Annotated in this window: 20 protein-coding genes and 1 pseudogene; 4 read left to right on the top strand and 17 right to left on the bottom strand. The window is 69.9% G+C overall.

Annotated elements, in window-relative coordinates; translation table 11 throughout:
* Positions 1 to 85 precede the first annotated feature (85 nt).
* Positions 86 to 1882 carry an acyl-CoA dehydrogenase gene (locus tag GQF42_RS08060; protein WP_158918960.1) on the top strand — a complete coding sequence of 599 codons (1797 nt, stop codon included), beginning with the start codon at positions 86 to 88 and terminating at the stop codon, positions 1880 to 1882.
* Between the two features lie 65 nt (positions 1883 to 1947).
* Here the strand turns inward: GQF42_RS08060 and GQF42_RS08055 are convergent, their stop codons facing one another.
* The 12 genes and pseudogenes from GQF42_RS08055 to GQF42_RS08005 form a co-directional block, all read right to left on the bottom strand.
* Positions 1948 to 3519: a sodium:solute symporter family transporter gene (locus tag GQF42_RS08055; RefSeq protein ID WP_233273292.1), complete on the bottom strand. Its 1572-nt coding sequence runs from the start codon at positions 3517 to 3519 to the stop codon at positions 1948 to 1950.
* Positions 3520 to 3530: 11 nt separating this feature from the next.
* On the bottom strand, positions 3531 to 3788 hold the full coding sequence (locus GQF42_RS45760; protein WP_233273291.1) for a hypothetical protein: 258 nt from the start codon (positions 3786 to 3788) through the stop codon (positions 3531 to 3533).
* Positions 3789 to 3923: 135 nt separating this feature from the next.
* Positions 3924 to 5147: an acyl-CoA dehydrogenase family protein gene (locus tag GQF42_RS08050; protein WP_158918958.1), complete on the bottom strand. Its 1224-nt coding sequence runs from the start codon at positions 5145 to 5147 to the stop codon at positions 3924 to 3926.
* Entirely contained in the window at positions 5147 to 6181 is a 1035-nt protein-coding gene (locus GQF42_RS08045; protein ID WP_158918957.1) for a phosphotransferase family protein, read from the bottom strand. Before GQF42_RS08045 ends, GQF42_RS08050 begins: the two co-directional genes overlap by 1 nt.
* Positions 6181 to 6630, bottom strand: coding sequence for a MaoC family dehydratase (locus tag GQF42_RS08040; protein WP_158918956.1), 450 nt, complete (start codon positions 6628 to 6630; stop codon positions 6181 to 6183). Before GQF42_RS08040 ends, GQF42_RS08045 begins: the two co-directional genes overlap by 1 nt.
* A complete protein-coding gene (gene fabG, locus GQF42_RS08035; protein ID WP_158918955.1) occupies positions 6627 to 7382 on the bottom strand; it encodes a 3-oxoacyl-ACP reductase FabG in 756 nt (251 codons plus the stop codon). Before fabG ends, GQF42_RS08040 begins: the two co-directional genes overlap by 4 nt.
* 34 nt (positions 7383 to 7416) lie before the next feature.
* A pseudogene (locus GQF42_RS08030) lies at positions 7417 to 7977 on the bottom strand (SDR family oxidoreductase); the annotation flags it as partial.
* Positions 7976 to 9193: an acetyl-CoA C-acetyltransferase gene (locus GQF42_RS08025; protein ID WP_158918954.1), complete on the bottom strand. Its 1218-nt coding sequence runs from the start codon at positions 9191 to 9193 to the stop codon at positions 7976 to 7978. The pseudogene GQF42_RS08030 and the gene GQF42_RS08025, both read right to left, overlap by 2 nt.
* Before the next feature lie 135 nt (positions 9194 to 9328).
* Positions 9329 to 9793, bottom strand: a complete 465-nt coding sequence (locus GQF42_RS08020) for an acyl-CoA thioesterase (protein WP_158918953.1) — start codon at positions 9791 to 9793, stop codon at positions 9329 to 9331.
* Between the two features lie 200 nt (positions 9794 to 9993).
* A complete protein-coding gene (locus tag GQF42_RS08015; protein ID WP_233273290.1) occupies positions 9994 to 11337 on the bottom strand; it encodes an MFS transporter in 1344 nt (447 codons plus the stop codon).
* 240 nt (positions 11338 to 11577) lie between these two features.
* Complete coding sequence (locus GQF42_RS08010; RefSeq protein ID WP_158918951.1) at positions 11578 to 12009, bottom strand: ATP-binding protein; 432 nt, start codon at positions 12007 to 12009, stop codon at positions 11578 to 11580.
* A gap of 173 nt (positions 12010 to 12182) precedes the next feature.
* Positions 12183 to 14489, bottom strand: a complete 2307-nt coding sequence (locus tag GQF42_RS08005) for an ATP-binding protein (RefSeq protein WP_158918950.1) — start codon at positions 14487 to 14489, stop codon at positions 12183 to 12185.
* Between the two features lie 324 nt (positions 14490 to 14813).
* Here GQF42_RS08005 and GQF42_RS08000 point away from each other — a divergent pair, with 324 nt between their 5' ends.
* The gene (locus GQF42_RS08000) at positions 14814 to 15476 is read left to right on the top strand and encodes a response regulator transcription factor (RefSeq protein ID WP_158918949.1); all 663 of its coding nucleotides are present in this window, start codon (positions 14814 to 14816) and stop codon (positions 15474 to 15476) included.
* A gap of 81 nt (positions 15477 to 15557) precedes the next feature.
* On the opposite strand, the gene mftE is transcribed toward GQF42_RS08000, so the two are convergent.
* From mftE to mftA, 5 genes are read right to left on the bottom strand one after another with little or no spacing between them, the layout of a single operon-like run.
* The gene (gene mftE / locus GQF42_RS07995) at positions 15558 to 16256 is read right to left on the bottom strand and encodes a mycofactocin biosynthesis peptidyl-dipeptidase MftE (protein WP_158918948.1); all 699 of its coding nucleotides are present in this window, start codon (positions 16254 to 16256) and stop codon (positions 15558 to 15560) included.
* Positions 16256 to 17449 (bottom strand): pre-mycofactocin synthase MftD, encoded by a 1194-nt coding sequence (gene mftD / locus GQF42_RS07990; RefSeq protein ID WP_158918947.1) that lies wholly within the window; start codon positions 17447 to 17449, stop codon positions 16256 to 16258. The genes mftE and mftD overlap by 1 nt, the downstream gene beginning before the upstream one ends.
* 37 nt (positions 17450 to 17486) lie before the next feature.
* On the bottom strand, positions 17487 to 18701 hold the full coding sequence (gene mftC / locus GQF42_RS07985; protein ID WP_158918946.1) for a mycofactocin radical SAM maturase: 1215 nt from the start codon (positions 18699 to 18701) through the stop codon (positions 17487 to 17489).
* Entirely contained in the window at positions 18698 to 19039 is a 342-nt protein-coding gene (gene mftB / locus GQF42_RS07980) for a mycofactocin biosynthesis chaperone MftB (RefSeq protein ID WP_158918945.1), read from the bottom strand. The genes mftC and mftB overlap by 4 nt, the downstream gene beginning before the upstream one ends.
* A 12-nt stretch (positions 19040 to 19051) precedes the next feature.
* Positions 19052 to 19171, bottom strand: a complete 120-nt coding sequence (gene mftA / locus GQF42_RS07975; protein WP_158918944.1) for a mycofactocin precursor MftA — start codon at positions 19169 to 19171, stop codon at positions 19052 to 19054.
* Positions 19172 to 19348: 177 nt separating this feature from the next.
* Here mftA and mftF point away from each other — a divergent pair, with 177 nt between their 5' ends.
* Together mftF and mftG are read left to right on the top strand one after the other, a co-directional pair.
* Positions 19349 to 20785: a mycofactocin biosynthesis glycosyltransferase MftF gene (gene mftF, locus GQF42_RS07970; protein WP_233273289.1), complete on the top strand. Its 1437-nt coding sequence runs from the start codon at positions 19349 to 19351 to the stop codon at positions 20783 to 20785.
* On the top strand, positions 20778 to 22337 hold the full coding sequence (gene mftG, locus GQF42_RS07965) for a mycofactocin dehydrogenase MftG (RefSeq protein WP_233273288.1): 1560 nt from the start codon (positions 20778 to 20780) through the stop codon (positions 22335 to 22337). Before mftF ends, mftG begins: the two co-directional genes overlap by 8 nt.
* The last annotated feature ends 99 nt before the right edge of the window (positions 22338 to 22436 follow it).

The raw sequence follows: 22436 nt of genomic DNA, 5'->3' as shown, positions 1-22436 counted from the left end.
CGCTCGCGTTGACCCGACCTGAGCGACCGCTTAGTATCCCGGCTCGCCGGCCGTTTCCCCCGCCCTCCCGATCGGATGCCTGACCATGGATTCTCTGCTGCTCTCCCGGCGCGACCTCGATTTCCTGCTCCACGACTGGCTGGACGTCACAGCGCTGACCCGCCGCCCCCGCTACGCCGACCACGACCGGGACACGTTCGACGCGGTTCTGGAGCTGAGCGAGGCCCTCGCCACCCGGCACTTCGAACCGCACAACAAGAAGAACGACGCCGTGGAGCCCCGCTTCGACGGCGAGCGGGTGCACATCATCCCGGAGGTCAAGGAGGCCCTGCGGGTGTTCGCCGAGGCCGGACTGACCGGCGCCGCCATGGACTACGACGTCGGCGGACAGCAGCTTCCCCACGTGGTCGCGAACGCTTGCATGGCCTGGTTCCAGGCCGCGAACGTCGGCACCGCCGCGTACCCCTTCCTCACGATCGGCAATGCCAACCTGCTCCAGGCGCACGGCAGCAAGGAGCAGATCGACACCTACGTGCGCCCCATGGTCGAGGGCCGCTTCTTCGGCACCATGTGCCTCTCCGAACCCCAGGCGGGATCCTCGCTGGCCGACATCACCACCCGGGCGGTGCCGCAGGGTGACGGCACCTACAGGATCTCCGGCACCAAGATGTGGATCTCCGGTGGCGACCACGACCTGAGCGAGAACATCGTCCACCTGGTGCTGGCCAAGATCCCCGGCGGCCCGGCGGGCGTCAAGGGCATCTCCCTCTTCATCGTGCCCAAGTTCCTCGTCGGGCCGGACGGCACCCTGGGAGAGCGCAACGACGTGGTGCTGGCCGGCCTCAACCACAAGATGGGCTACCGGGGCACCACCAACACCCTGCTCAACTTCGGCGAGGGCCGGTACACCCCGGCCGGAGCCCCCGGCGCCGTGGGATACCTGGTGGGCGAGGCCCACCAGGGGCTCACCTACATGTTCCACATGATGAACGAGGCTCGCATCGGCGTCGGTCAGGGTGCGGCGGCGCTCGGCTACACCGGCTATCTGCACGCCCTCGACTACGCACGCACCCGTCCCCAGGGGCGCCCGCTGACGGGCAAGAACGCCGACGCCCCACAGGTCCCCATCATCGAGCACGCCGACGTACGGCGGATGCTGCTGGCCCAGAAGAGCTACGCGGAGGGTGCGCTCGCCCTCGTCCTGTACTGCAGCCGTCTCCTCGACGAGGAGCACACCGCCGAGCAGGAGTCCGAGCGCGCCCGCGCCCGGCTGCTGCTGGACGTCCTGACGCCCATCGCCAAGAGCTGGCCGTCGCAGTGGTGCCTGGCGGCCAACGACCTCGCCATCCAGGTGCACGGCGGTTATGGCTACACCCGGGAGTACAACGTCGAGCAGTTCTACCGGGACAACCGGCTCAACCCCATTCACGAGGGCACCCACGGCATCCACGGACTGGACCTGCTCGGCCGCAAGGTCGTCATGAACGGCGGTGAAGGGCTGAGGCTGCTTCTCGAGACCCTCACGGCCACCACGGCCCGGGCGACGGCGGCCGGCGGCGAAGCGGCCGAACTGGCGGCCTGGTTGGAGGAGGCCGCGGCCGGCGTCGAGCGGACCACCGCCACCCTGTGGTCGACGGCAGACCCCGCGACCGCGCTGGCCAACGCCTCCGTCTACCTGGAAGCCGTCGGTCATGTGGTGCTGGCCTGGATCTGGCTGGAGCAGTTCCTGGTGCTGGGGGACGACACGGACGACTTCCGTGAGGGCAAGCGGCAGGCGGCCCGGTATTTCTTTCGGTGGGAACTCCCGCGTACGGCAGCCCAGTTCGACCTTCTGGACAGCCTGGACCGTACGACGACGGACTGCCGGCCCGAGTGGTTCTGATCCACGGGGCCGCCGGGGGCGCGGGAATCGCGGACGTCGCGGTTCCCGCGCCCCTTTTCGGCTCCCTATCGCCTCGGCTTCCGGCTCCCTGTCGCCTTCCACGGCATGACGCTGCCAAGCCACCCCAGGAGGAAAGCCGCCGGCACCGAGACCAGGCCCGGCGTCTGGAACGGATACCAGTCGAAACGCGCGTTCGGGCACAGTGCGTACGCGGTCCCCGAGACGGAGGGCGAGAAGGCCATGAGCACGGTGCAGATCAGCAGGCCCCCGTGGACGGCCCACAGCAGTCCCCTGCGGTTGAACCTGCTCCAGAAGAAGGAGTAGATCAGGACGGGAAAGACGCACGACGCCGCGACACTCATGGAGAAGTCGAACAGGAAATCGATCGGATACCGGTGCGTGGCGGCGGACAGCGACAGGACGACCGTGCACAGGGCCACGAGGGCCAGCCGTAGGACCCGTACTTCTGCGACGTCGGTGCGGCGCCGGTTGGTCCGTGAGAACACATCGTGCGCGAAGGAGACCGCGGCGGCGAAGGTCACGCTGCTCACGGTCGTCAGCGTGGCGAGGAAGGCGACACACGCCACGGCGGTGATGAGCACCACGCGCGGCGCCGATCCGGCGGGCAGGACCCGTGAAGCCAGCAGGATCGGGGACGACTGGCCGTCGGCGTCGACCGAGCCGATGTCACCACTGCCCACCACGGCGGCCGACGCGAATCCCGTCGTGATCAGCAGAAGGGTGAAAGTTCCGACCAGCCCTGCAGCGATGCTCATGGACCGTCGCGCGGAGCGCCCGGAGCGGGACGCGCTGATGCGCAGGATCAGGTGAGGCGTGACGGACGCGCCGAGAATCACGACCACGTGGTCGGCGAGCATGTTGAGCGGGCCGAGACTCGTCGTGTACGGCCACAGCCCAGGGCTGAGGTACGCGTCGGGCGCCGAGCTCCTGCCCACCGCGGCCGAGAGCAGGCTCCCGGCGTCCCAGTGGAACTTCCCCAGCGCCAGCAAGGTGACCACGGCAAGGGTCACCAGGGTGAGGGGCACCTTGACGACCTGCATGAAACCGGTGCCCCGCAGATCGGCTACGCCGGCGAAGCATGCGACGAGGCAGCCCATCAACACGGTGCACACCACCTGGGCGCCGTCGGTCGACAGACCGAGCAGGAGCGATGCCACGATGCCGACCGCGCGCAGCTGGAGCAGGAGGAGGGGAACTGCGATGATCAGCGTCACGAGGGTTGCCATGGCGCGGGGGAGCGGCCCGGTCGCGCGCAGGGCGAAGAGGTCGCCGAGCGTGTACCGGCGGCTGTCGCGGATTCTCTGCGCGAGGAGCAGCATCACGCCGAGGGTGAGCAGACCGTCGATCGCGGCGGTGAACCCGTCGTAGCCGAACAGGGCGATGGCACCGGGAATCGCCAGCAGGATGACAACGGAGATCTGCTCGCCCGCCATGGCGAAGCCGTTGAAGACCGGGGAGAGGGACCGGTCGGCGACGTGAAGCCTGTCCGGGTTGTCCTCCTGCGCCGTGACGAGCGTGAACAGCCATAGCAGTGACGCCCCGACGAAGATCAGGAAGGCGATGATCACGGGGACCTTGGCGTCGGAACCGATCGGGTCGACCAGGCGGGCGCTCAAGGCGTACAGGGTCACCCCTCCACCGCCAGGGAGTCGCACAGACGGGTGGACCGAGCCTCGTACCACCAGGCGGTGGCCATGAAGAGGCCGCACTGCAGGATGCCCCAGACCACGCCGAGGGTGAGGTGCCCGAGCACCGGCACCGCGGGGATGTCCGTGAAGGGGAACACCATGGTGCTGGCGGCGAGGGGAACCGCGTTGACGATGACAAACACACGCTGGGTACGGCGCGCGGCAATGCGACGGATCTCCTCGCTTCGCCGTTGCACAGCATCGAGGTCCGGGGGAGACGGGATGAGCTGAGGGTGCACGGAGACCTCCGGCCGAAATGATGGTGGGCGACTGCGCCGCGCGCATCGTCCCGGCGCAGAGAGGTGGGTGATCGGGTTACGGCTCGCAGACGGTCATCGCACGTGCCTCCGGCGCCGCAGTTCGGCTCGGGCGAGGGCGTTCTTGTGCACCTCGTCCGGCCCGTCGGCGAAGCGCAGGGTGCGGATCGCCGCGTAGGCGCCGGCCAGCGGGAAGTCCTGGGACAGTCCGCCGGCGCCGTGCACCTGGATGGCCTTGTCCAGGATCCACTGCACGGTTGCGGGGGTGGCGATCTTGATGGCCTGGATCTCGGTGTGCGCGCCCTTGTTGCCGACGGTGTCCATCAGCCAGGCAGCCTTGAGCACGAGCAGGCGCAGCTGCTCGATGCGCACCCGGGACTCGGCGATCCAGTCCCGGACGACGCCCTGGTCGGCCAGCGGCCTGCCGAACGCGACCCGCTGCTCGGCACGGGCGCACATCAGCTCGACGGCCCGCTCGGCGACGCCGATGGAGCGCATGCAGTGGTGGATACGGCCCGGCCCCAGTCTGGCCTGCGCGATCGCGAAGCCGTCGCCCTCGCCGCCGATCAGGTTCGCCGCGGGGACCCGGACGCCGGTGAGGGACAGTTCGGCATGGCCGCCGTGTTCGTGGTCGTCGTAACCGAACACCTCCATGCCCCGCTTGATCTCGAGTCCCGGGGTGTCACGTGGCACGAGGATCATCGACTGCTGCCGGTGCCGGTCGGCTTCCGGGTCGGTCTTGCCCATCACGATGAAGACCCGCGCGTTGGGGTTCATCGCGCCGGTGATCCACCACTTGCGGCCGTTGAGGACGTAACCGTCACCGTCGCGTTCGATCCGGGTGGAGATGTTGGTGGCGTCCGAGGAGGCCACGTCGGGCTCGGTCATCGCGAACGACGAGCGGATCTCGCCGCTCAGCAGCGGCTCCAGCCACTCCTTGCGCTGTGCCTCGGTGCCGAACATCGCCAGCACCTCCATGTTCCCGGTGTCTGGTGCGGCACAGTTCAGGGCGGCAGGGGCGAGGTGCATGCTGCGGCCGGTGATCTCGGCGAGCGGCGCGTACTGCAGGTTGGTCAGTCCCGCGCCGTGCTCGCCGGGCAGGAACAGGTTCCACAGGCCGCGGCGGCGGGCCTCGGCCCGCAGTTCGGCGAGGACTGGCACTGAGTCCCACGCCCAGCGGTTCGCGAGCCGTCCCAGCTGCTCGGCGAACAGCGGCTCAGCCGGGTGGACGTGGCTCGCCATGAAGTCGAGCAGGTCCGCCCGCAGCTCCTCGGTCCTGGCGTCGAGGGCGAAGTCCATCAGCGGTACTCCTTCAGTGCGCCGAGCCCGGTGTCGAGCACGGGCTGCACCGCCGCGCCGACGTGCTCGAAGCCGGAGCCGACGGTCTGGCCGCGCAGATGGCGGTAGTGGATGCCCTCGGCGACCGCGGCCAGCTTGAACGCCGCCAGTGCGAGGTAGAACCCGAAACGGGACAGATCACGCTCGCTGCGCGCGGCGTACCGCTCGACGATCTCGCTCTCGGCGAGGAACCCCGGCGCCGACGCGGCGTCCGGGGCCACCGCGCTCCCGCCGAGCAGCGTGCCCACCCGTTGGTAGAGCACCAGCAACGCCAGATCGGTCAGCGGATCGCCCAGGGTGGCCATCTCCCAGTCGATGACCGCGGCAGGCCGGTCCTGGTCGTCCGTCAGCACGTTGTCGAGCCGGTAGTCGCCGTGCACGATGCCGGGTGCGGACCGTGGGGGCACGTCGGCGGCGAGCCGGTCGTACAGCTCGTCCGCGGCGGGCAGGTCGCGACAGTACGAGGCGTCCAACTGCGCCTTCCAGCGACGGACTTGACGGGGGAGGAACCCCTCCGGGCGGCCGAAGCCGTCCAGCCCGACCGCGACGGGGTCGACTGCGTGCAGCATGGCCAGGGTGTCGACCAGCCCTGCCGAGATCACCCGGGTGCGCTCCGGGCCGAGCCGTTCCAGCTCGACGGCGTTCCGGTACGGCGTTCCGGCGACCCGCTCCATCACGTAGAACGGGGCGCCCAGCACCCCGTCGTCGGAGCACAGGGCGTAGGTCCTGGGGACCGGCACCGCGGTGTCCTGCAGGGCCGACATCACCCGGTACTCGCGGGCCATGTCGTGGGCGGTCGCGAGGACGTGGCCCAGCGGAGGCCGGCGGACGATCCACGTCGAGACCCCGTCCGTGACCTCGTAGGTGAGATTGGACCTGCCGCCGGCGAGCAGCCGGGCGGTGAGGTTCTGCCCCGCCCCCGCCACCTGCTCGGTCAACCACGGGCCGAGCCGGACCAGATTCAGGCCCGGCAGGCTGTGCTGTGTCGTCGGCATCAGGCCACCACGCTCACCGTCTCGGCCACGCAGGCGGGCTTGCCCGCGCCCTGGCGCTCGATGGTGACCCGGGTCGTGACGCGGTACCCACCGCCGCCAGGTTCCACCGACAGGAGCTCGACGCCGGCGCGCACCTTGGAGTCGACCGGCACGGGAGACGGGAAGCGGACCTTGTTCGCGCCGTAGTTGACGCCCATCGACACCCCCTCGACCCGGTAGACCTGCCAGACCAGCATCGGCACCAGCGACAGCGTCAGATAGCCGTGCGCGATGGTGCCGGCGAAGGGTCCGGCCGCCGCCTTCTCCACGTCCACGTGGATCCACTGGTGGTCGCCGGTGGCGTCGGCGAAGGTGTCGATCTGCTGCTGGGTGACGGTGTGCCAGTCCGAGTACCCGAGGTGGGTGCCGACGGCGTTCCGCAGTTCTTCGAAGCCCCGGAAGACCTTCACGCCTGCGGCCCTCCGGCGACGTAGAGCACCTGGCCGGAGACGTATCCTGCGTCCTCGCTGACGAAGAACGACACGGCGTGCGCGATATCCTTCGGCAGACCGCTGCGCGCCACCGGGATCTGCGCCGTCACGGCCTTCCTGAAGTCGTCGAAGGACATGCCCATCCGCTGCGCGGTGGCGGCGGTCATCTCCGTCTCGATGAATCCGGGTGCGATCGCGTTGGCGGTCACGCCGAACTTCCCCAGCTCCAGCGCGAGCGTCTTGGTGAAACCCTGCAGCCCGGCCTTGGCCGCGGCGTAGTTGGCCTGGCCCTTGTTGCCGAGCGCCGACGTGCTGGAGAGGTTCACGATGCGGCCCCAGCCGGCCTTCGTCATGTAACTCTGCACCCCGCGGGACATCAGGAACGATCCGCGCAGGTGCACGTTCATCACCGCGTCCCAGTCGGTGGCGGTCATCTTGAACAGCAGGTTGTCCCGGATGATGCCGGCGTTGTTGACGAGCACGGTCGGATCGCCCAGTTCCTCGGCGATCCGCTGCACGGCGGTCTGTACGCCCGGCTCGTCGCTCACGTCGACGCCGACCGCCAGCGCCCGGCCTCCGGCGGCCTCGATCCGCTCGACGACCGGCTTGCAGGCGCTCTCGTCGAGGTCGACGACCGCCACGGCGAGGCCGTCGGCGGCCAGCCGTTGGGCGACGTCGGCCCCGATGCCTCGGGCCGCGCCGGTGACGATGGCGGTACGGGTGGTGGTCATCAGTTCGCTCCTGTGGGAAGAAGGGTGGGCGCCATCAGCCGGCGCCGGTGAGGGTCACACCGCCGTCGACGACCAGGACCTGGCCGGTGATCCAGGCGGCGTCGTCGGAGAGCAGGAAGGCCACCGTGCCGCCGATGTCCTCCGGGACACCGAGCCGCTTGAGCGGGTAGGCCGCGGCGGCCTCGTCCTCACGGCCGTCGTAGAGCGCGGTGGCGAACTTGGTCTTGACTACGGCCGGGGCCACCGCGTTGACCCGGATGTCCGGGCCCAGTTCGACAGCGAGTTCTTCGGTGAGGTGGGTGAGCATCGCCTTGCTGGCGCCGTACAGGCCGATGCCGGGCGCGGGGCGGACGGCGGCGACCGAGGAGACGTTGACGACGGCGCCGCCGTGCGCGGACATCCACGCCCGGTACATCTGCTGGGTCCACGACAGCGCGGCGAGGCAGTTGACCTCGACGATCTTGCGGGCGACGTCGAGATCCAGCGTCATGAGCGGGCCGTACACCGGGTTGATTCCGGTGTTGTTGACGAGCAGGTCGGCGCTGCCGAACGAGTCGAGTGCACGCGTGACGACCTGCCTTCGAAGCGCCTGATCACGACAACCGCTCCAGCACCATGGCCATGCCCTGACCGCCGCCGACGCACATGGTCTCCAGGCCGAACTGCTTGTCGTGGTACTGCAGGGAGTTGATCAGGGTGCTGGTGATGCGGGCGCCGGTCATGCCGAAAGGGTGGCCCACGGCGATCGCGCCGCCGTTGACGTTGAGCCGGTCGAAGTCGATGCCCAGCTCCCGGGCCGACGGAATCACCTGGGCGGCGAACGCCTCGTTGATCTCGACTAGGTCGATGTCGTCGATGGTGAGACCGGCCCGGCGCAGGGCCTGCTTCGACGCCTCCACCGGCCCGAGGCCCATGATCTCCGGGGACAGACCGGTGACCCCCGTACTGACGATGCGGGCCAGCGGCGTGATGCCGAGCTGCTTCGCCTTGGTGTCGGACATGATCACGAGTGCCGCGGCGCCGTCGTTGAGAGAGCAGCAGTTGCCCGCGGTGACGGTGCCGTCAGGGCGGAAGACCGGCTCGAGCGCGGAGACCGCCTCCAGAGTGACGCCGGGACGCGGGCCGTCGTCCCGGACGATCTGACTGCCGTCGGGCAGGGTCACCGGCGTGATGTCACGCGCCCAGAAGCCGTCGGCGATGGCCTGCTCCGCCAGATTCTGCGAACGCACCGCGAAGGCGTCCTGGTCCTCGCGCGTCACCCCCGTGGACTGGGCGACGTTCTCCGCGGTCTGCCCCATCGCGATGTAGACGTCGGGCAGAGCGCCCTCGGTGCGCGGATCGACCCAGGTTCCTCCACCGGAGGCGAGCTTCTCCGTGCGCGCCTGCGCCTCGGCGAAGACCGGGTTCTCGGTGTCCGGCAGACCGTCGGCGTTGCCCTTGAAGAACCGGCTGACCGTCTCGACCCCGGCGGATATGAAGACGTCGCCCTCACCGGCCTTGATCGCGTGCATCGCCATCCGAGTGCTCTGCAGGCTGGACGAGCAGTAGCGGTTGACCGTGGTTCCGGGCACCGAGTCCAGACCGGCCAGCACCGCGACGATCCGGGCCATGTTGAAACCGGACTCGCCACCGGGCTGGCCGCACCCCAGTACCAGGTCGTCGATCTCGGTGGGGTCGAGCTGCGGCACCTTGGCCAGTGCCGCCCGCACCATCTGCACGGTCAGATCGTCGGGACGCATCTCCCGGAGCGACCCCTTGCCGGCCCGGCCGATCGGCGAGCGGGCTGTGGCGACGATGACGGCCTCGGGCATGGGCACTCCCTGATTGACTAAGCGCTTGCTTGTGGTGCGGCGAACGTACGACGGGAGCTGATGACATGAGCGAGGGCGCTCGGAACCTTGCCCGGCTGGGGGATGGCGGGGTGAGTCGGTGCGTTGCGCAGCACGTCAGGGCGTCATCGGGTGCGTCGGCTCTGCCAGGTATGCCTCGAACACGGCGCGCTCGTCCGGGGTGATCGGCCGAGACTGGCGGCGCTCCATGTCCCACATCGCGAGCGTCGCTGTCGAACGAGCACAGAGGTAGCCTGCCGTCGTCAAGTGCTCCACCACACGGAAGCTGGAGGTCCGCACCTCACGCAGGGCCAGTTCGACGCTCACGGCTCCATCGTCGGGCGTGACCTCGTGCAGGTACTCGATGTGCTGGGTCGCCACCACATAGGTCGGATACGCGACGCCGAGCGTTCCGGTCATCCAGGCCGAGCGGGTCTCCTCGAAAAAGGCGAGGTAGACCGACGCCGTGAGATGGCCGAGGCCGTCGAAATCGCCGAATCGCAGGCGGAATTCGCTCCGCCACACGTCAGAGCCGTTGACTGCGATGATGTGACGCTTTGCTGCATTGCCGGGTACAGGCACGCTCCACCTCCATTGGCATTTCGCGCAACGTAGGTGGCATATGGGGCTGTTGGGTGCGGCCGGGCGAAGACCTTGCCCGAGTGGGGGGTGTGCACCGCGGCCGGACGGCCACACGCCGCGCGTTCGGAGCGGACCAGACTGCGGCCGGCTGACTCCGAACGCGCGGCGTGTGGTGCACGAGCTCCCGCCAGGCCGGCTCGCTACGCTTCCACGGAGCTTGCCGTGAGCTCGCCGCCGCGGCGCAGCCGCGAGATGAGCGTGACGACCAGGACCAGCAGCGAGAGCCCGACGGTGACCTCGTAGCCAACCGTGTAGAGGTACTCCTTCGGCAGGCCGATCTTGGGGATGGTGTCGAAGGTGAGCAGCGTGGTGACCACTGCCGATCCGAACGCGAAGCCGATGGCCATGGTGGTGCCCGCCATGCCCGCGGCCATCCCGGCCTTGTCCTCGGGGACGACCAGCTGCGGCACGGCGAAGGCGCCGCTGTAGCCCACTCGGCTGCCGAGGCCGACGAAGGCGGCACCGACGAGGTACTGCCACCTCTGGTCGTGGGCGAAGGCGAGCCAGCCGAGCCCCACGACGGAGACCGCGGTGCCGATGACGAGGACGGTGGCCGGACGGCCCTTCTGGACTGCCCTTTCGGCGGCCTTGCCACCGACGAACATCATCAGCGCGAACGGCAGCATGAGCAGGCCGGTGCCCAGAGCGTCGACACCCAGTCCGTATCCGACCCCAGCGGGAGTCTGGGTGTAGTAGGTCACCAGCAGCAGGAACGCGGCATCGATGGCGCCGAAGATTCCAGCGGCGAAACATGCCGGTGTGACCAGGGGCTTCTTCAGCAGCTGGATGTCGAACACCGCCGTGGGGGACTTGCGCTGGACCAGTCCCCACACGACGCCGCCGACTACACCCGCGCCCAGGACCGCGAGGATCGCCGTGCCGCTCCACGTGAGGCCCTGGGTCAAGGCGAGCAGCACAGCCGTGACCCAGGCGATCAGCCACACGGTTCCGAGGATGCCGATACGTCCGGACGACTCCGGCCGGGACGAGGGGACGATGATGAGCAGCGCCACCGTGGTCACCGCGAATGCCGCGGCCAGAATGTAGAAGAAGCTCGCGAGCGACAAGTACTTGACCGTCAGTCCGCCACCGACCATCCCGAGGACCGTCCCGGAGCCCGTAGCCATGATCAGCACGCTGACAGCCGTTGCGACCGCACTACCGGTCAGGTGCCGGCGCAGGAAGCTCAGTGGCAGCAGCTGTGCGGCGCCACCGAACCCGAGGAGTGCGGACCCGACCAGGAGCGCCGGGTAGGAATCACCGATGGCAGGCACGAGCGCACCGACGACCAGGAAGCCACCGGACAACAGCGAGGTCGTCCGATCGTTGAGCACGTCGGTGAGACGTGGAAGGAGGACGAAGCCTGCTCCGCCGCCCAACGTGAGCGCGGTGAAGATCCAGGCCGACGCCGCCACCCCGAGCCCGAACTGCTGCTGCATCAGCGGCAGGAGCGGCGGGAGCATGAAGGCGACCGCATTGGTCACAGTGGCCAGGAGCGCCGCAATGGCTATCAGTGCGCCACGCCGCGGCGTGACGCTCGTTGCATCTGCTCTGGGTATGTCAACCGACTCGGTGAATTCAGTCATGCCCGTCTCCCATGGTCGTTCGCCGCCTTCGCGGTCAGAGGAACCAGCCGAAGCCGGGCGAACGTACGGCGAGTTTCAGGCCACCCCATGGTGCGGCTGGCCGAAACCCGCCCAGGTGGGGGATGTCCCTCCGACGGGCTAGGCGGTGAGGGGCAGGTCCGCCCAGTGGGTGGCGCTTCTGCCGCACATGCGCGTACCGCGGGCGGAGGCGAGAAAGCCGATGATGGCGCTTCCGCGCCCGTGCTCGTCGGGTTCGCAGTCGGCGGTTCGCGCACCGCGGTCGTTCGCCGGGCCACCGTCCGTGACCGCGACGTGGATCGTTTGGTGCTCGTTGGGCGGTACCAGCTGCAGGGCGACCGGGGGCAGGGCATGCTCGACGGCGTTGGTGACCAGTTCGGAGACAGCGAGAACGACCTGGTGGGCTTGGTCTTCCCGGACTCCCCAGCCCCTCAGCGTGTCGAGGGCCAGGTGGCGCGCGATGCCCGCGGCCTGCGGGGCGTGCGGCAGGTCCCACTGGCGGGCTTCGCGTCCGAGGGACGGGCGTGCGCCTGCGATCCCGGAAGGCGCCATGGCGCCAGGGTCACTGTCATGGGGGGGCGTGACGTACATGATCATCGTCTCCGGTGATCTTGGGTGGAACTGCCTCCAATCTGCCGGTCGGGCATCGCGCCATTGAGCGTGGAACTACCTGTTCCGGTACCTGCCTCGTCCGATGTCTGCCCCGCCCTCATCACGAGGGTGGTTCACGTCCGCTCGGACTGTCTCTGCACGACCCAGCTCGCGATCTGGGTACGCGTGTTGAAGCCGAGCTTGGTGAGGATCTTCTCGACATGCCCTTCCGCGGTCCGCAGCGAAATGACCAGCTGTGCCGCGATGTCCTTGTTGGACAGGCCCTGCGCCACCAGTTCGGCCACCTCTCGTTCACGCCGGGTCAGCGTCGAAGCAGGACGTGGCGCATCGCTTGCGGGCTGTGTGCGCTCTCGCAGGGCGAGGGCGAGCGTTTCCTCGGTGGTCAGGGCACTGCCACGTTCGAGAGCCGCGTCGAACTGGGCGTCCCCCATCTTGTCCCGCGCCATCGTCTCGAACTTGGCTCGCTGTGCGAGCAGGAGCGTCCAGCCGAACAGCGGGGCTCCGAGGGTCTGCCACAGGGGGTTCGCCCCGCCGAACAACGTGGCGGCTCGCTCGGCGTTGCCCTTCGCCGCCGTGGTCCAGGCGAGTACGTCGAGTGCGAGCGCCATCCCAAGGGTGTCGTGGAAGAACCTCTTGATCCTGAGCGCCTCGCACAAGTCGGCTTCCGCCGCGTCGAGCTCGCCGTGAATCAAGCGCAGGAATCCGCGCCCCCACAGCACCCATGACAGCACCCACTGATCGCCGGCCGCTGTGCAGCGCCGGAACAACTCCTCGATGATCTCCGCGGCTTTGTCGAGTTCGCCCAGGAGGATGAGGGCCGCTGCCAACTCCGTCCGGAGGTTGTTCGGATAGTGGACGGGTGTTTTGGTCTCGGCGTACTGCTCGAGGGCCTCGTTGAACAGGGGGATCGCGCCGGACAGGTCCGTGCTGAGAAACTTGCTCAGTCCGCGCACGTGCGTGGCATAGGCGAGCGCGGCGGGGTCGTTCAGGTGGACGGCGACCTTTCGGGCGTCCTCGGCCGACTCCGCTGCCGCAGCCTCGTCTCCCTGGCATGCGGCGATGTACGCCACGGTGGCAAGCGCCCAGGCCCGTTCGCGGCTGGGCTCCGCGTCGAGCGCCAACGCTCGGCCCAGCCACAGCCTGGCCTCGGTGGGGTACCCCATCGCCAGCCATAGCCAGGGCGCCGCCGCCATGCGCAGTCCGGTACGCGCCTCACCGGGCTGGGACAGGCAGTATTCCAGTGCGTGCCGCAGGTTCGGGAGCTCCAACTGAAGCCTGCTCGCCCACTCCCGCTGCCGCGGGCCGCTCCACTCGTCCCCCGCCACCTCCATGAGTTGCCGGTACCGGTCGCGGTGCCGCCGGCGGAGGGCCGGTTCCAGGCCCGACTCCGAGAGCCGGGCCTGGCCGTACGCACGGATGGTTTCCAGCATGCGGAAGCGGACGTACTCTCCCTGCTCCTCGCGAATGAAGATCGACTTGTCGACGAGGCCGGCGACGGTGTCGAGAACCGCATGCCGGGGGAGCGCCTCATCGGTGCACACCGCCTCGAGCGCGTCGGTGCTGAACCCACCGACGAAGACGGACGCCCGCGCCCACAGCCTCTGCTCGTTCGGGGTGCACAGGTCATAGCTCCAGTCGATGAGCGCCTGAAGGGTCTGATGCCGTTCCGGCAGGTTGCGGGTGCCCTCCCGCAAGAGCTGGAACCGGTCGTCCAAGCGGCTCGCGAGATCATGGACGGTGAGCACCCGCAACCGCACCGAGGCCAGTTCGATGGCCAGCGGGATCCCTTCCAGGCGCCGGCAGAGGCGGACGACCGCCGCTTCGTTGTCGGGCGTGATCGAGAAGCCGGGAACGACGGCCGCCGAACGGTCGGCGAACAGAGTGACCGATGGGTACTGGGTCGCCGTGCCGGGCTCGACGGACTCATCAGGAGGGGGAGTCGGCAGCGGTGGGACGGGGTAGATGTGCTCCCCGGCGATTCTGAGCGCCTGCCTGCTGGTGGCCAGGATCCGCACCTCGGGCGCCGCACGCAGCACCTGGTCTGCCAGGCCCGCGGCCGCGTCCACCAGGTGCTCACAGTTGTCCAGGACCAGCAGCATGCGCCGCTGCCCCAGATGATCACGCAGCACGGTCATGGGTGAGCGGGGGGACTGCTCCTTGATCCCGAGAGCGTCGACCACGCTGTGGGGGAGCAGCGCCGGGTCTTTCAACGACGCCAGTTCCACCAGACAGACACCGTCCGGGAAGGCTCGCTGCATCTCTCCGGCGACGCGGAGAGCGAGCCGCGTCTTGCCGACCCCGCCGATGCCGGTCAGCGTCACCAGCCGGGTCGTGGAGAAGAGCTGCCGGAGCGCGGCGACATCCTTTCGCCGCCCCACGAAGCTGGTGAGTTCCGCCGGCACGGCGTTCGGAGTAGGCATCGAGTCCCCACGTGCGCAGTTCGGGAGCGGTGATCCGATCGTACCGCCGTACACAGCCCGAGCCGAGACCCCCGGGAGCCCGGGGACAGGTACTCGTACGGGTAGTTCCCCGGGCGTCTGTCCGCCGGTCGGTGGTCAAGCTGTGAGGTCAGATCGCGCCGGTGAAACCGCAGGTCACGACGGGGAGAGCCGGACGTGTCGGAGGATCGGGAAATCCGTGAAATTTCTTCAGCCTCTCCGGTCAATGCGCCTGGCGAGCCCTCCTGCCGCGGTTGGCCGGCCGGTCCGTTCTTGCATGTTCTAGGAGTAGTCGGAGGTGTCGTCATGACACTTGTCCTCGCCGAGCGGGTTGCTCCCACGGGTCGGGTTCGCCCGGTGCTGGAGGACCGATGTCAGATGCAGCGGGTGCTGGTGGCGGAGGAGCACGAGCTGGTGCTGGCGGGGTTGCGTGCGGTGTTGCTGAGCCAGCCGTGGGTGGCGTCGTGTCTGGCGGCGGATTCGCAGGAGGCCGCCTGGCAGGTGGCGCGGCGTCATCATCCGCAGCTGGTGTTGGTGAGTACGTCGTTGGGAGGCCGGTCGGGGCTGGACCTGTGCCGGGACCTTCGGGACCGGATGCCGCACGTCAAGGTTGTTCTGCTGTCCGGAGAGGGGCGGGTGTCGGCGGCGCTGGCGTCGGCGCACGGCGCGGTGGCGTCCTTGTCGAAGCAGATGCCGACTGCGGCGATCGTGGCGGCGGTGAAGCGTGTCGCGGAGGGCGCGCGGGTGTTCCCGAAGGATGAGGCACCCGCCGCGGCGCGGCTTTCGAAGCGTGAACTGGACGTCCTGCAGCATCTGGTGCTGGGGTTGAGTAACCCGGAAGTGGCAGCTGTGCTGAATCTGTCCCGGCATACGGTGAAACAGCACACGACCACGGTGTACCGGAAGCTGGGGGTGCGGAACCGGGCCCAGGCGGCCAGCCGCGCTCAGGAGCTCGGACTCGTCGGCTGAGTTTCGAGTCGCAGCGCAGGCGTTCACCCACCGGCTGTGTGGCAGCGCCTGCGCTCAAGTCCGGACAGGCGGAACGCCTGCTCAAGAGGCGGCGTCGGTGTGCCGGCGATGCCGGGTCACCAGGTCCGCGAGCTCGGCCACGGCTCGCTGGATGAGCAGCCGGCCCTCGTCGGGGTTCGCGCCTCCGGGATCGCCGAGCACGCCGTTGGCGGTGACGGCGGACAGGCCGGCGTCCCGCAGACGCGGGAGGAGTGTGTGGACGGGGGCGGTGTTTCCGGCTCGCGCTGCCTCCATCCGTACCAGGTGGGGGGCCAGCGCCAGCATGACGGAGGTCTCGGTGCGGCCCGCGTGGGCGTCGCCGCCCCAGCGCGGGCCCCAGGCCAGGACGTGCCGCCCCTCGGTACCCAGTCGTCGGACGGCCCGGGTGACGGGCTGTGCGTTGCCGCCGTGAGCGGAGACCAGGACGACGCGAGGGAATGTCACCGTTGCCGACCTCACGAGCTCGACGAGGAGCAGCTCGACGGCCTCCTGGCCGACGGACAGCGTGCCGGGGAAATCCTGGTGCTCGCCGCTGGATCCGAACGCCACGGCGGGCGCCACGACGACATCGGGCGCCTGTGCCGCCAGCCGGTCGGTCAGGGCGACGGCGATGTCGGTGTCCGTGGACATCGGTAGGTGCGGCCCGTGCTGCTCCGTGGCGCCGACCGGCACGGCGAGGACGGTCCCCCGCCCCGCCAGATCTGCTACGTCGGTCCAGGTCAGGGAGGCCAGCGTGGTCATCAGGGGGCCTGGGCCGGGCGCGGTGCCCCGAGGACGCGGGCGAAGCCGTCGGGGAGCACCACGTCGTCGGGTGTGAGGTCGTGGATGGAGGAGCGCCCGAGTCCGAGGAGCGCGGAGTCGATGCCGCCGCGCAGGATGTCGAGCACGTTCTCCACGCCGGCCTGGCCACCCGCGGCCAGGCCCCACAGGTACGCCCGCCCGATCATCACGGCGCGAGCGCCGAGTGCCAGGGCCTTGACCACGTCGCTGCCCCGACGCACTCCGCCGTCGAGGAGTACTTCGATTTGGCCGCCCACGGCGTCGGCGATGGCGGGCAGGGCACGGATGGTCGCAGGGGTGCTGTCAAGGTTGTTGCCGCCGTGGTTGGAGACCGAGACGGCCTGGGCGCCGGCGTCCACGGCGCGCTTGGCGTCGTCGACGCGGATGATGCCCTTGACGAGGAACGGGCCGCCCCACTGCTCGCGCATCCACCGCACGTCGTCCCAGGTGGGAGGGGGTGTCTGCATCCATTCGCCGTAGGCGCCGAAGAACGTCGGGGCCTGCTCGCCGACGGCGGCGACGTTCGGGGTGGTCAGGTCGGGCAGCCGCCGGGTCCGGGCGAACGCGAGCAGCCAGCGCGGGTGGGTGATTCCCTCCGGCGCGAAGCGCGCCATTGCCTTGAGGTCGAGGCGCTCGGGGATGTGGGGGCTGCCCCAGTCCCGGCCGTGCGAGAACGACCAGTCCAGGGTCACGATCAGGCCCTTGGCGCCGGCCTCCCGGGCACGCTCCACCTGGGCGATCATGGAGTCCTTGCCGCCCATCCAGTACATCTGGAAGAACGTCTGCGGATTGGCCGCGACGACCTCCTCGACGGGCTTGCTGGCAAAGGAGCTCAGTCCCATCGCCGTGCCTCGGGCTGCCGCGGCGCGGGCCACGGCCACCTCCCCATTGGGGTGCACGGCCTGCACTCCGGTCGGGGAGATGATCACCGGAAGGGAGATCGACTGGCCCAGGACGGTCGTGGCCTGGTCACGCTTGGCCGGCAGATCCGCGACGTGCGGCGCGAAGCCGGCCTCGGCGAAGGCGGCCATGTTGTCCTGGTAGGTCGTGCCGCGCTCGGAACCGGCGAGCAGGGCGCCGTAGACGGATGCCGGCAGTCGTCGCTTTGCTCGACGCTGCGCCTCGGCGACGGTTTCGAACCATGCGTTGGGCATGACGCCCCTTTCTTTCGTGGACCGAGCGGCCTTTCGGTCAGGCCAGAGGACTTTCGTCGCACATGCGCGTGGGCCGGCTCTCCCGCCGAACCGGCAGGCCGAGAAGGACGGGCTGCCCGCGCACCGGCCCCCGGTGGGAGTGGTCCTCGCTGGGCCGGGGAGCGGACGACCGGTCGCCGGCCAGCGCCGCCTCCGCGTGTCCCTGGACGCATTCCGGATCGGGGCCGTCGAGCGGTAGTCCTGTGAAGAACTTGGCGGCCATGCACCCACCACGGCAGGCGTCGAAGGCGGAACACTTCGTGCAGGCGCCACCCGTCTGAGGCTGCCGCAGCTCCTGGAAGAGCGACGAGGAGCGCCATACCCGGGTGAACCCGCCCTCGTCGCGGACGTTTCCGGCGCGGAAGGCGTCGTGGATGGCGAACGGGCAGGCGTACACCTCACCGACCGGGTCGATCAGGCACACCACCCGCCCGGCGCCGCACAGGTTCAGCCCGGGCAACGCCTCGCCGTAGGCGGAGAGATGGAAGAACGAGTCCCCGGTGAGCACCTCGTCGCCGTGCTCGACCAACCAGTCGTAGAGCTGCCGTTGCTGCGCTGCTGCGGGGTGCAGTTCGTCCCACACGTCGGCGCCCCGGCCGGAGGGCCGCAGCCGCGTCAGCCGCAACTGTGCCCCGTACCGGTCGGCGAGTGCCTTGAACGCGTCCAGTTGCCCGATGTTGTGGCGGGTGGCCACGACCGAGATCTTGAACCCGGCGAAGCCCGCCGCGGCAAGGTTCTCCATGGCCTGCAGCACCGTCGCGTACGAACCCTCGCCCCGTACGGCGTCGTTGACCTCGGCCGTCGCCCCGTCCAGGGACAACTGGACGTCCACATAGTCACTGGCAGCCAGCCGCCGCGCGGCGTCCGGGGTGATCCTGACGCCGTTGGTGGAGAACTTGACGCCCACCTGGTGGGCGGTGGCGTAGTCGACCAGTTCCCAGAAGTCCGGGCGCACGGTCGGCTCGCCGCCGCCGATGTTGACATAGAAGACCTGCATGCGCTCCAGCTCGTCGATGACCATCTTGCACTCGTCGGTGGTCAGCTCGCGCGGGTCGCGCCGACCGGAGCTGGACAGGCAGTGCACGCAGGCCAGGTTGCAGGCGTAGGTGAGCTCCCAGGTCAGACAGATCGGCGCTTCGAGGCCGTGCTGAAAATGGTCCACGAGGCGGCCCGTCCGGGCCGGGCTCGGCGGTGCTACGGAAGGCACGGTCATCGCGCGTCCTCTCCTTGCAGATGAGCGTCACCGCGGCTCGGCGGACCGGTGCGCTCGGTGATCATCCGGGACTTCGCAAGCTGCGCCAGCGCGTCGCGGTAGCGCCCCGACTCGGCGGGGTCGACGCCTGCCACCCGGCAGGCTTCCGCCGCACTCGGGCGGTGGGCCAGTTCCTGTACGACGGTGAGCAGCCGGCGGTCCTTGAGGAAGGACAGTTGCCGGGTGCCGAAGTGGTAGAGCAGCGCCCCGAAGGGCTCCGGACGAACGGCGACCTGGGGGTGCACGGCCCAGGCCGCCTCCAGGTCGAACCGCTCGGACCCGTTCCTGTGCGTGGGCATGGTGTCCCCGCCTCAGTACACGCCGCACATGCCGTCGATCGACACGTCCTCGACAAGCAGGTCCTCCTCGATCAGTTGGTCGTCCTCGGCGGGGAGACGGTCAGCGGTCGAGGTCTGTGAGTTGTCGGTCATGGAGGTTCCCTTCGTTGTCCACGGCGCGGCCGGTGTCGCGGCGCAGGGTGACGGTAGGTATCCCCGGTGCCGTGAGCGGGTCGGTGCGCCGCACTTGCTGCCCACCTGGGGGATCGACGCGTCGAGACGAGCGGGTGAAGGCTGGTCGCCCGGCCTTTCGATGTTCGAGGACACCTGGTGATCGACGTTCCCCCACTCCCCGCGGTCTTCCGGCTGCGCCCCGACCCCGGACTGCGTCTGCTGCGGGACGGGCGGGTCCTGTTGGGAGGCTCCCCGTACCGGCTGATGCGGCTGACGGCGCGCGCCGTGCCAGTCGTGAGCGCGTGGCTCGACGGGAAGCCGGTCGGGGAAGGGCGAGCGACCGGACTGCTGGCCCGTCGATTGGTCCAGGCAGGCATGATGCACCCCGTACCGCCGTCCGAGGCACCGCGCCCGTCCGTGACGGTCGTGGTACCGGTCCGGGACCGGGCCGGGCACCTCGCCCGCTGTCTGGCCGGCCTGAGCGGCGGACCGGAGGTGATCGTCGTGGACGACGCCTCGGCCGACCCCGGCGCGGTTGCGGACGTCGTGCGGGCGGCCGGCGCCAGGCTGGTCCGTCGCCCTGTGAACGGGGGCCCGGCGGCCGCGCGGAACACCGGACTCGCCCACGCCACCACCGAATTGGTGGCCTTCGTGGATTCCGACTGCCTGCCGACCCGCGCATGGGCCGACGCCTTGCTGCCGCACTTCGCGGACCCCGCCGTGGCCGCGGTGGCGCCGCGCATCGTGGCAGAGGGAGCGGGACGTGGCTTCCTCGCGGCCTACGAATGTGCGCGCTCGGCCTTGGACATGGGGCCCAGGGAGTCACTCGTACGACCCGGCTCGCACGTGCCCTATGTGCCCAGCGCCGCGTTGGTGGTGCGGCGCACCGCCGTGGGCCGGGGCTTCGACGAGACGATGCGCGTCGGGGAGGACGTTGACCTGGTGTGGCGGCTCGCGGCCGACGGTCACCACGTCCGCTACGACCCCTCCGCCACCGTGGCCCACCGGCACCGGACGCGTCCGCACCAGTGGCTGGCCCAGCGCATCCAGTACGGCACCTCCGCCGCACCGCTGGCCGCCCGGCACCCGGGCACGCTCCCGGCCACGTCGATGGCCGGCTGGAGCGCGCTCGCCTGGGGACTCGCCCTGGCACGACGGCCGCTCGCAGGTGCCCTGGTCACGGCGGGAACGACCGGACTGCTGGCGCGCAGACTCGCGGCCTGGTCGGATCGACCGTGGGCCACCGCGGCCCGGCTGAGCGGAGGCGGCACGTTGCTGGCAGGCGAACAACTCGGCCGTGCCGTGACGCGCACCTGGTGGCCACTGGCCCTGCCGCTGGCCGCAGCCGTACCCCGGCTGAGGCTCCCGCTGGCCGCAGCCGCCCTTCTGCCCCCGCTCCTGGAACACCGACGGAGCCGCCCCGGACTTCCGGTCCTGCCCTGGACGGTCACCCGCCTCGCCGACGACCTGGCCTACAGCCTCGGTGTCTGGAAGGGCTGCATCCGGGAGCGCACCACCGAGCCGCTCCGTCCGAGACTGTGGTGGCTCTCCGCCGATGGCGTCACGCCTCCGTCGGGACGTACTGGTGGCTGAGACCACGGACCGGACGTCCGCGGATGTGATCGTGGTCGGAGCAGGGGCTTCCGGTGCCGCGCTGGCGGCCCGCTTGAGCGAGGACGCCGGACGCACCGTACTCCTCGTCGAAGCAGGGCCGTTTCCGCGCCGTCTCCGCGATTTCGCGCTCGAGCTGCTCGACGCGCGGCTGATTCCCGGAGCCCAGCCGGACCACCGGGCCGTCCAGCGGTACGCCGCGCACCTCACGCCCGAGCGGCCCTACACGGTGGTCCGCGGGCGCCACCTCGGTGGCTCGACCACCGTCAACGGCGGCTATTTCGTCCGCGCCCGGCGCGCAGACTTCGACCGCTGGGCGGCAGCGGGCAACCCGGCCTGGACGTACGACCGGATGCTCCCTTGGCTGCGCGCCCTGGAGACGGACCTCGACCACGGCGCCGACGACCTGCACGGCGGCTGTGGACCGGTGCTGGTACGCCGCGCATCCCTCGCCCACCCTGCCGCAGTTGCCTTCCGCGACGCGGCGGACCACCTCGGCCACCCGCTCGAACCCGACAAGAACGACCAGGCGCCGCCGGGCTTCGGCCCCGTCCCGTGCAACGCCGTCGACGGTGTGCGGCTCAACACCGGCCTCACCTATGCGCTGTCGGCGCTGGGGCGCCCGAATCTCACCGCGCTCGGCGACTGCCCCGTCAGCAGGATCGTCATCCGCAACGGTCGCGCCACGGGAGTCGCCGTACGCCAAAACGGGCAAGAGACCGTCTTCTGTGGCGGCGAGATCGTCCTGTGCGCCGGCTCCCTCGTCACTCCGCAACTGCTCCAGCTGTCCGGCATCGGCCCGCGAGCCGACCTGGAGCGGCTCGGCATCCCCGTCGCCGTGGATGCCCCGGCGGTCGGCACCCGCTTCAGCGACCACCCTCAGCTCGTCCTGGAGTGGTCCCCACGGCGGGAACTGGGCGCGCCGCACGGCTCCTGGCTGGGCGGCTGCCTGCACCTGTCCTCCTCGGACGGAACCCATCCGGGTGACCTGGAGATCCTGCAGTCGCTGGTCCCCCTGGCAGGACTCGTCGGCGGCACGACGACCGTGCCCGGCGCGCCTTTGCCCTTCCTTGTCTCGGTCCAGTCACCTGGAAGGACCGGCCGCCTGTCCCTGAGGTCCGCGGATCCCGCGACGCCCCCGCGTATCGAGTACGGCTACCTCGCCAGCCCCAAGGACCGCCGCCGCCTGCGCGAAGCCGTGCGCGCCACCGCGGAACTCATTACCACACCGGCCTTCGACGAAATCTCCCACGGACTGCTCCAACCGGGTCCGGACGTGCTCAACTGCGATCACGCACTGGACGGATGGATCAACCGGAACATCGGCACCGCTCACCACACATGCGGGACCGCACCGATGGGCCCGGACACCGCGAATGCGGTGGTCGACCAGTACGGAAGAGTCCACGGCGTGCACGGTCTCCGCGTCGCCGACACCTCGATCCTGCCCACGGCCCCACTGCGCGGCCCAGCGGCGACAGCCGTACTCATCGGAGAGGTCATAGCGCATGCCATGCGCGCTGAACTGCCCTGACAGGGTCTGTCGTGCGGCGTGGCCTCCGACCGGTGACCATGTGGCGAAGTGAGCCGAGTTACTGAAGACGGCGGCTTCGGGTGATCGTGAAGGAGGGGT

The sequence above is a fragment of the Streptomyces broussonetiae genome (genome assembly GCF_009796285.1).
GTDB classification, from domain to species: domain Bacteria; phylum Actinomycetota; class Actinomycetes; order Streptomycetales; family Streptomycetaceae; genus Streptomyces; species Streptomyces broussonetiae.
The sequence above is the reverse complement of the archived record's forward strand: the minus strand, read 5'-3'. Positions and strand labels throughout refer to the sequence as shown.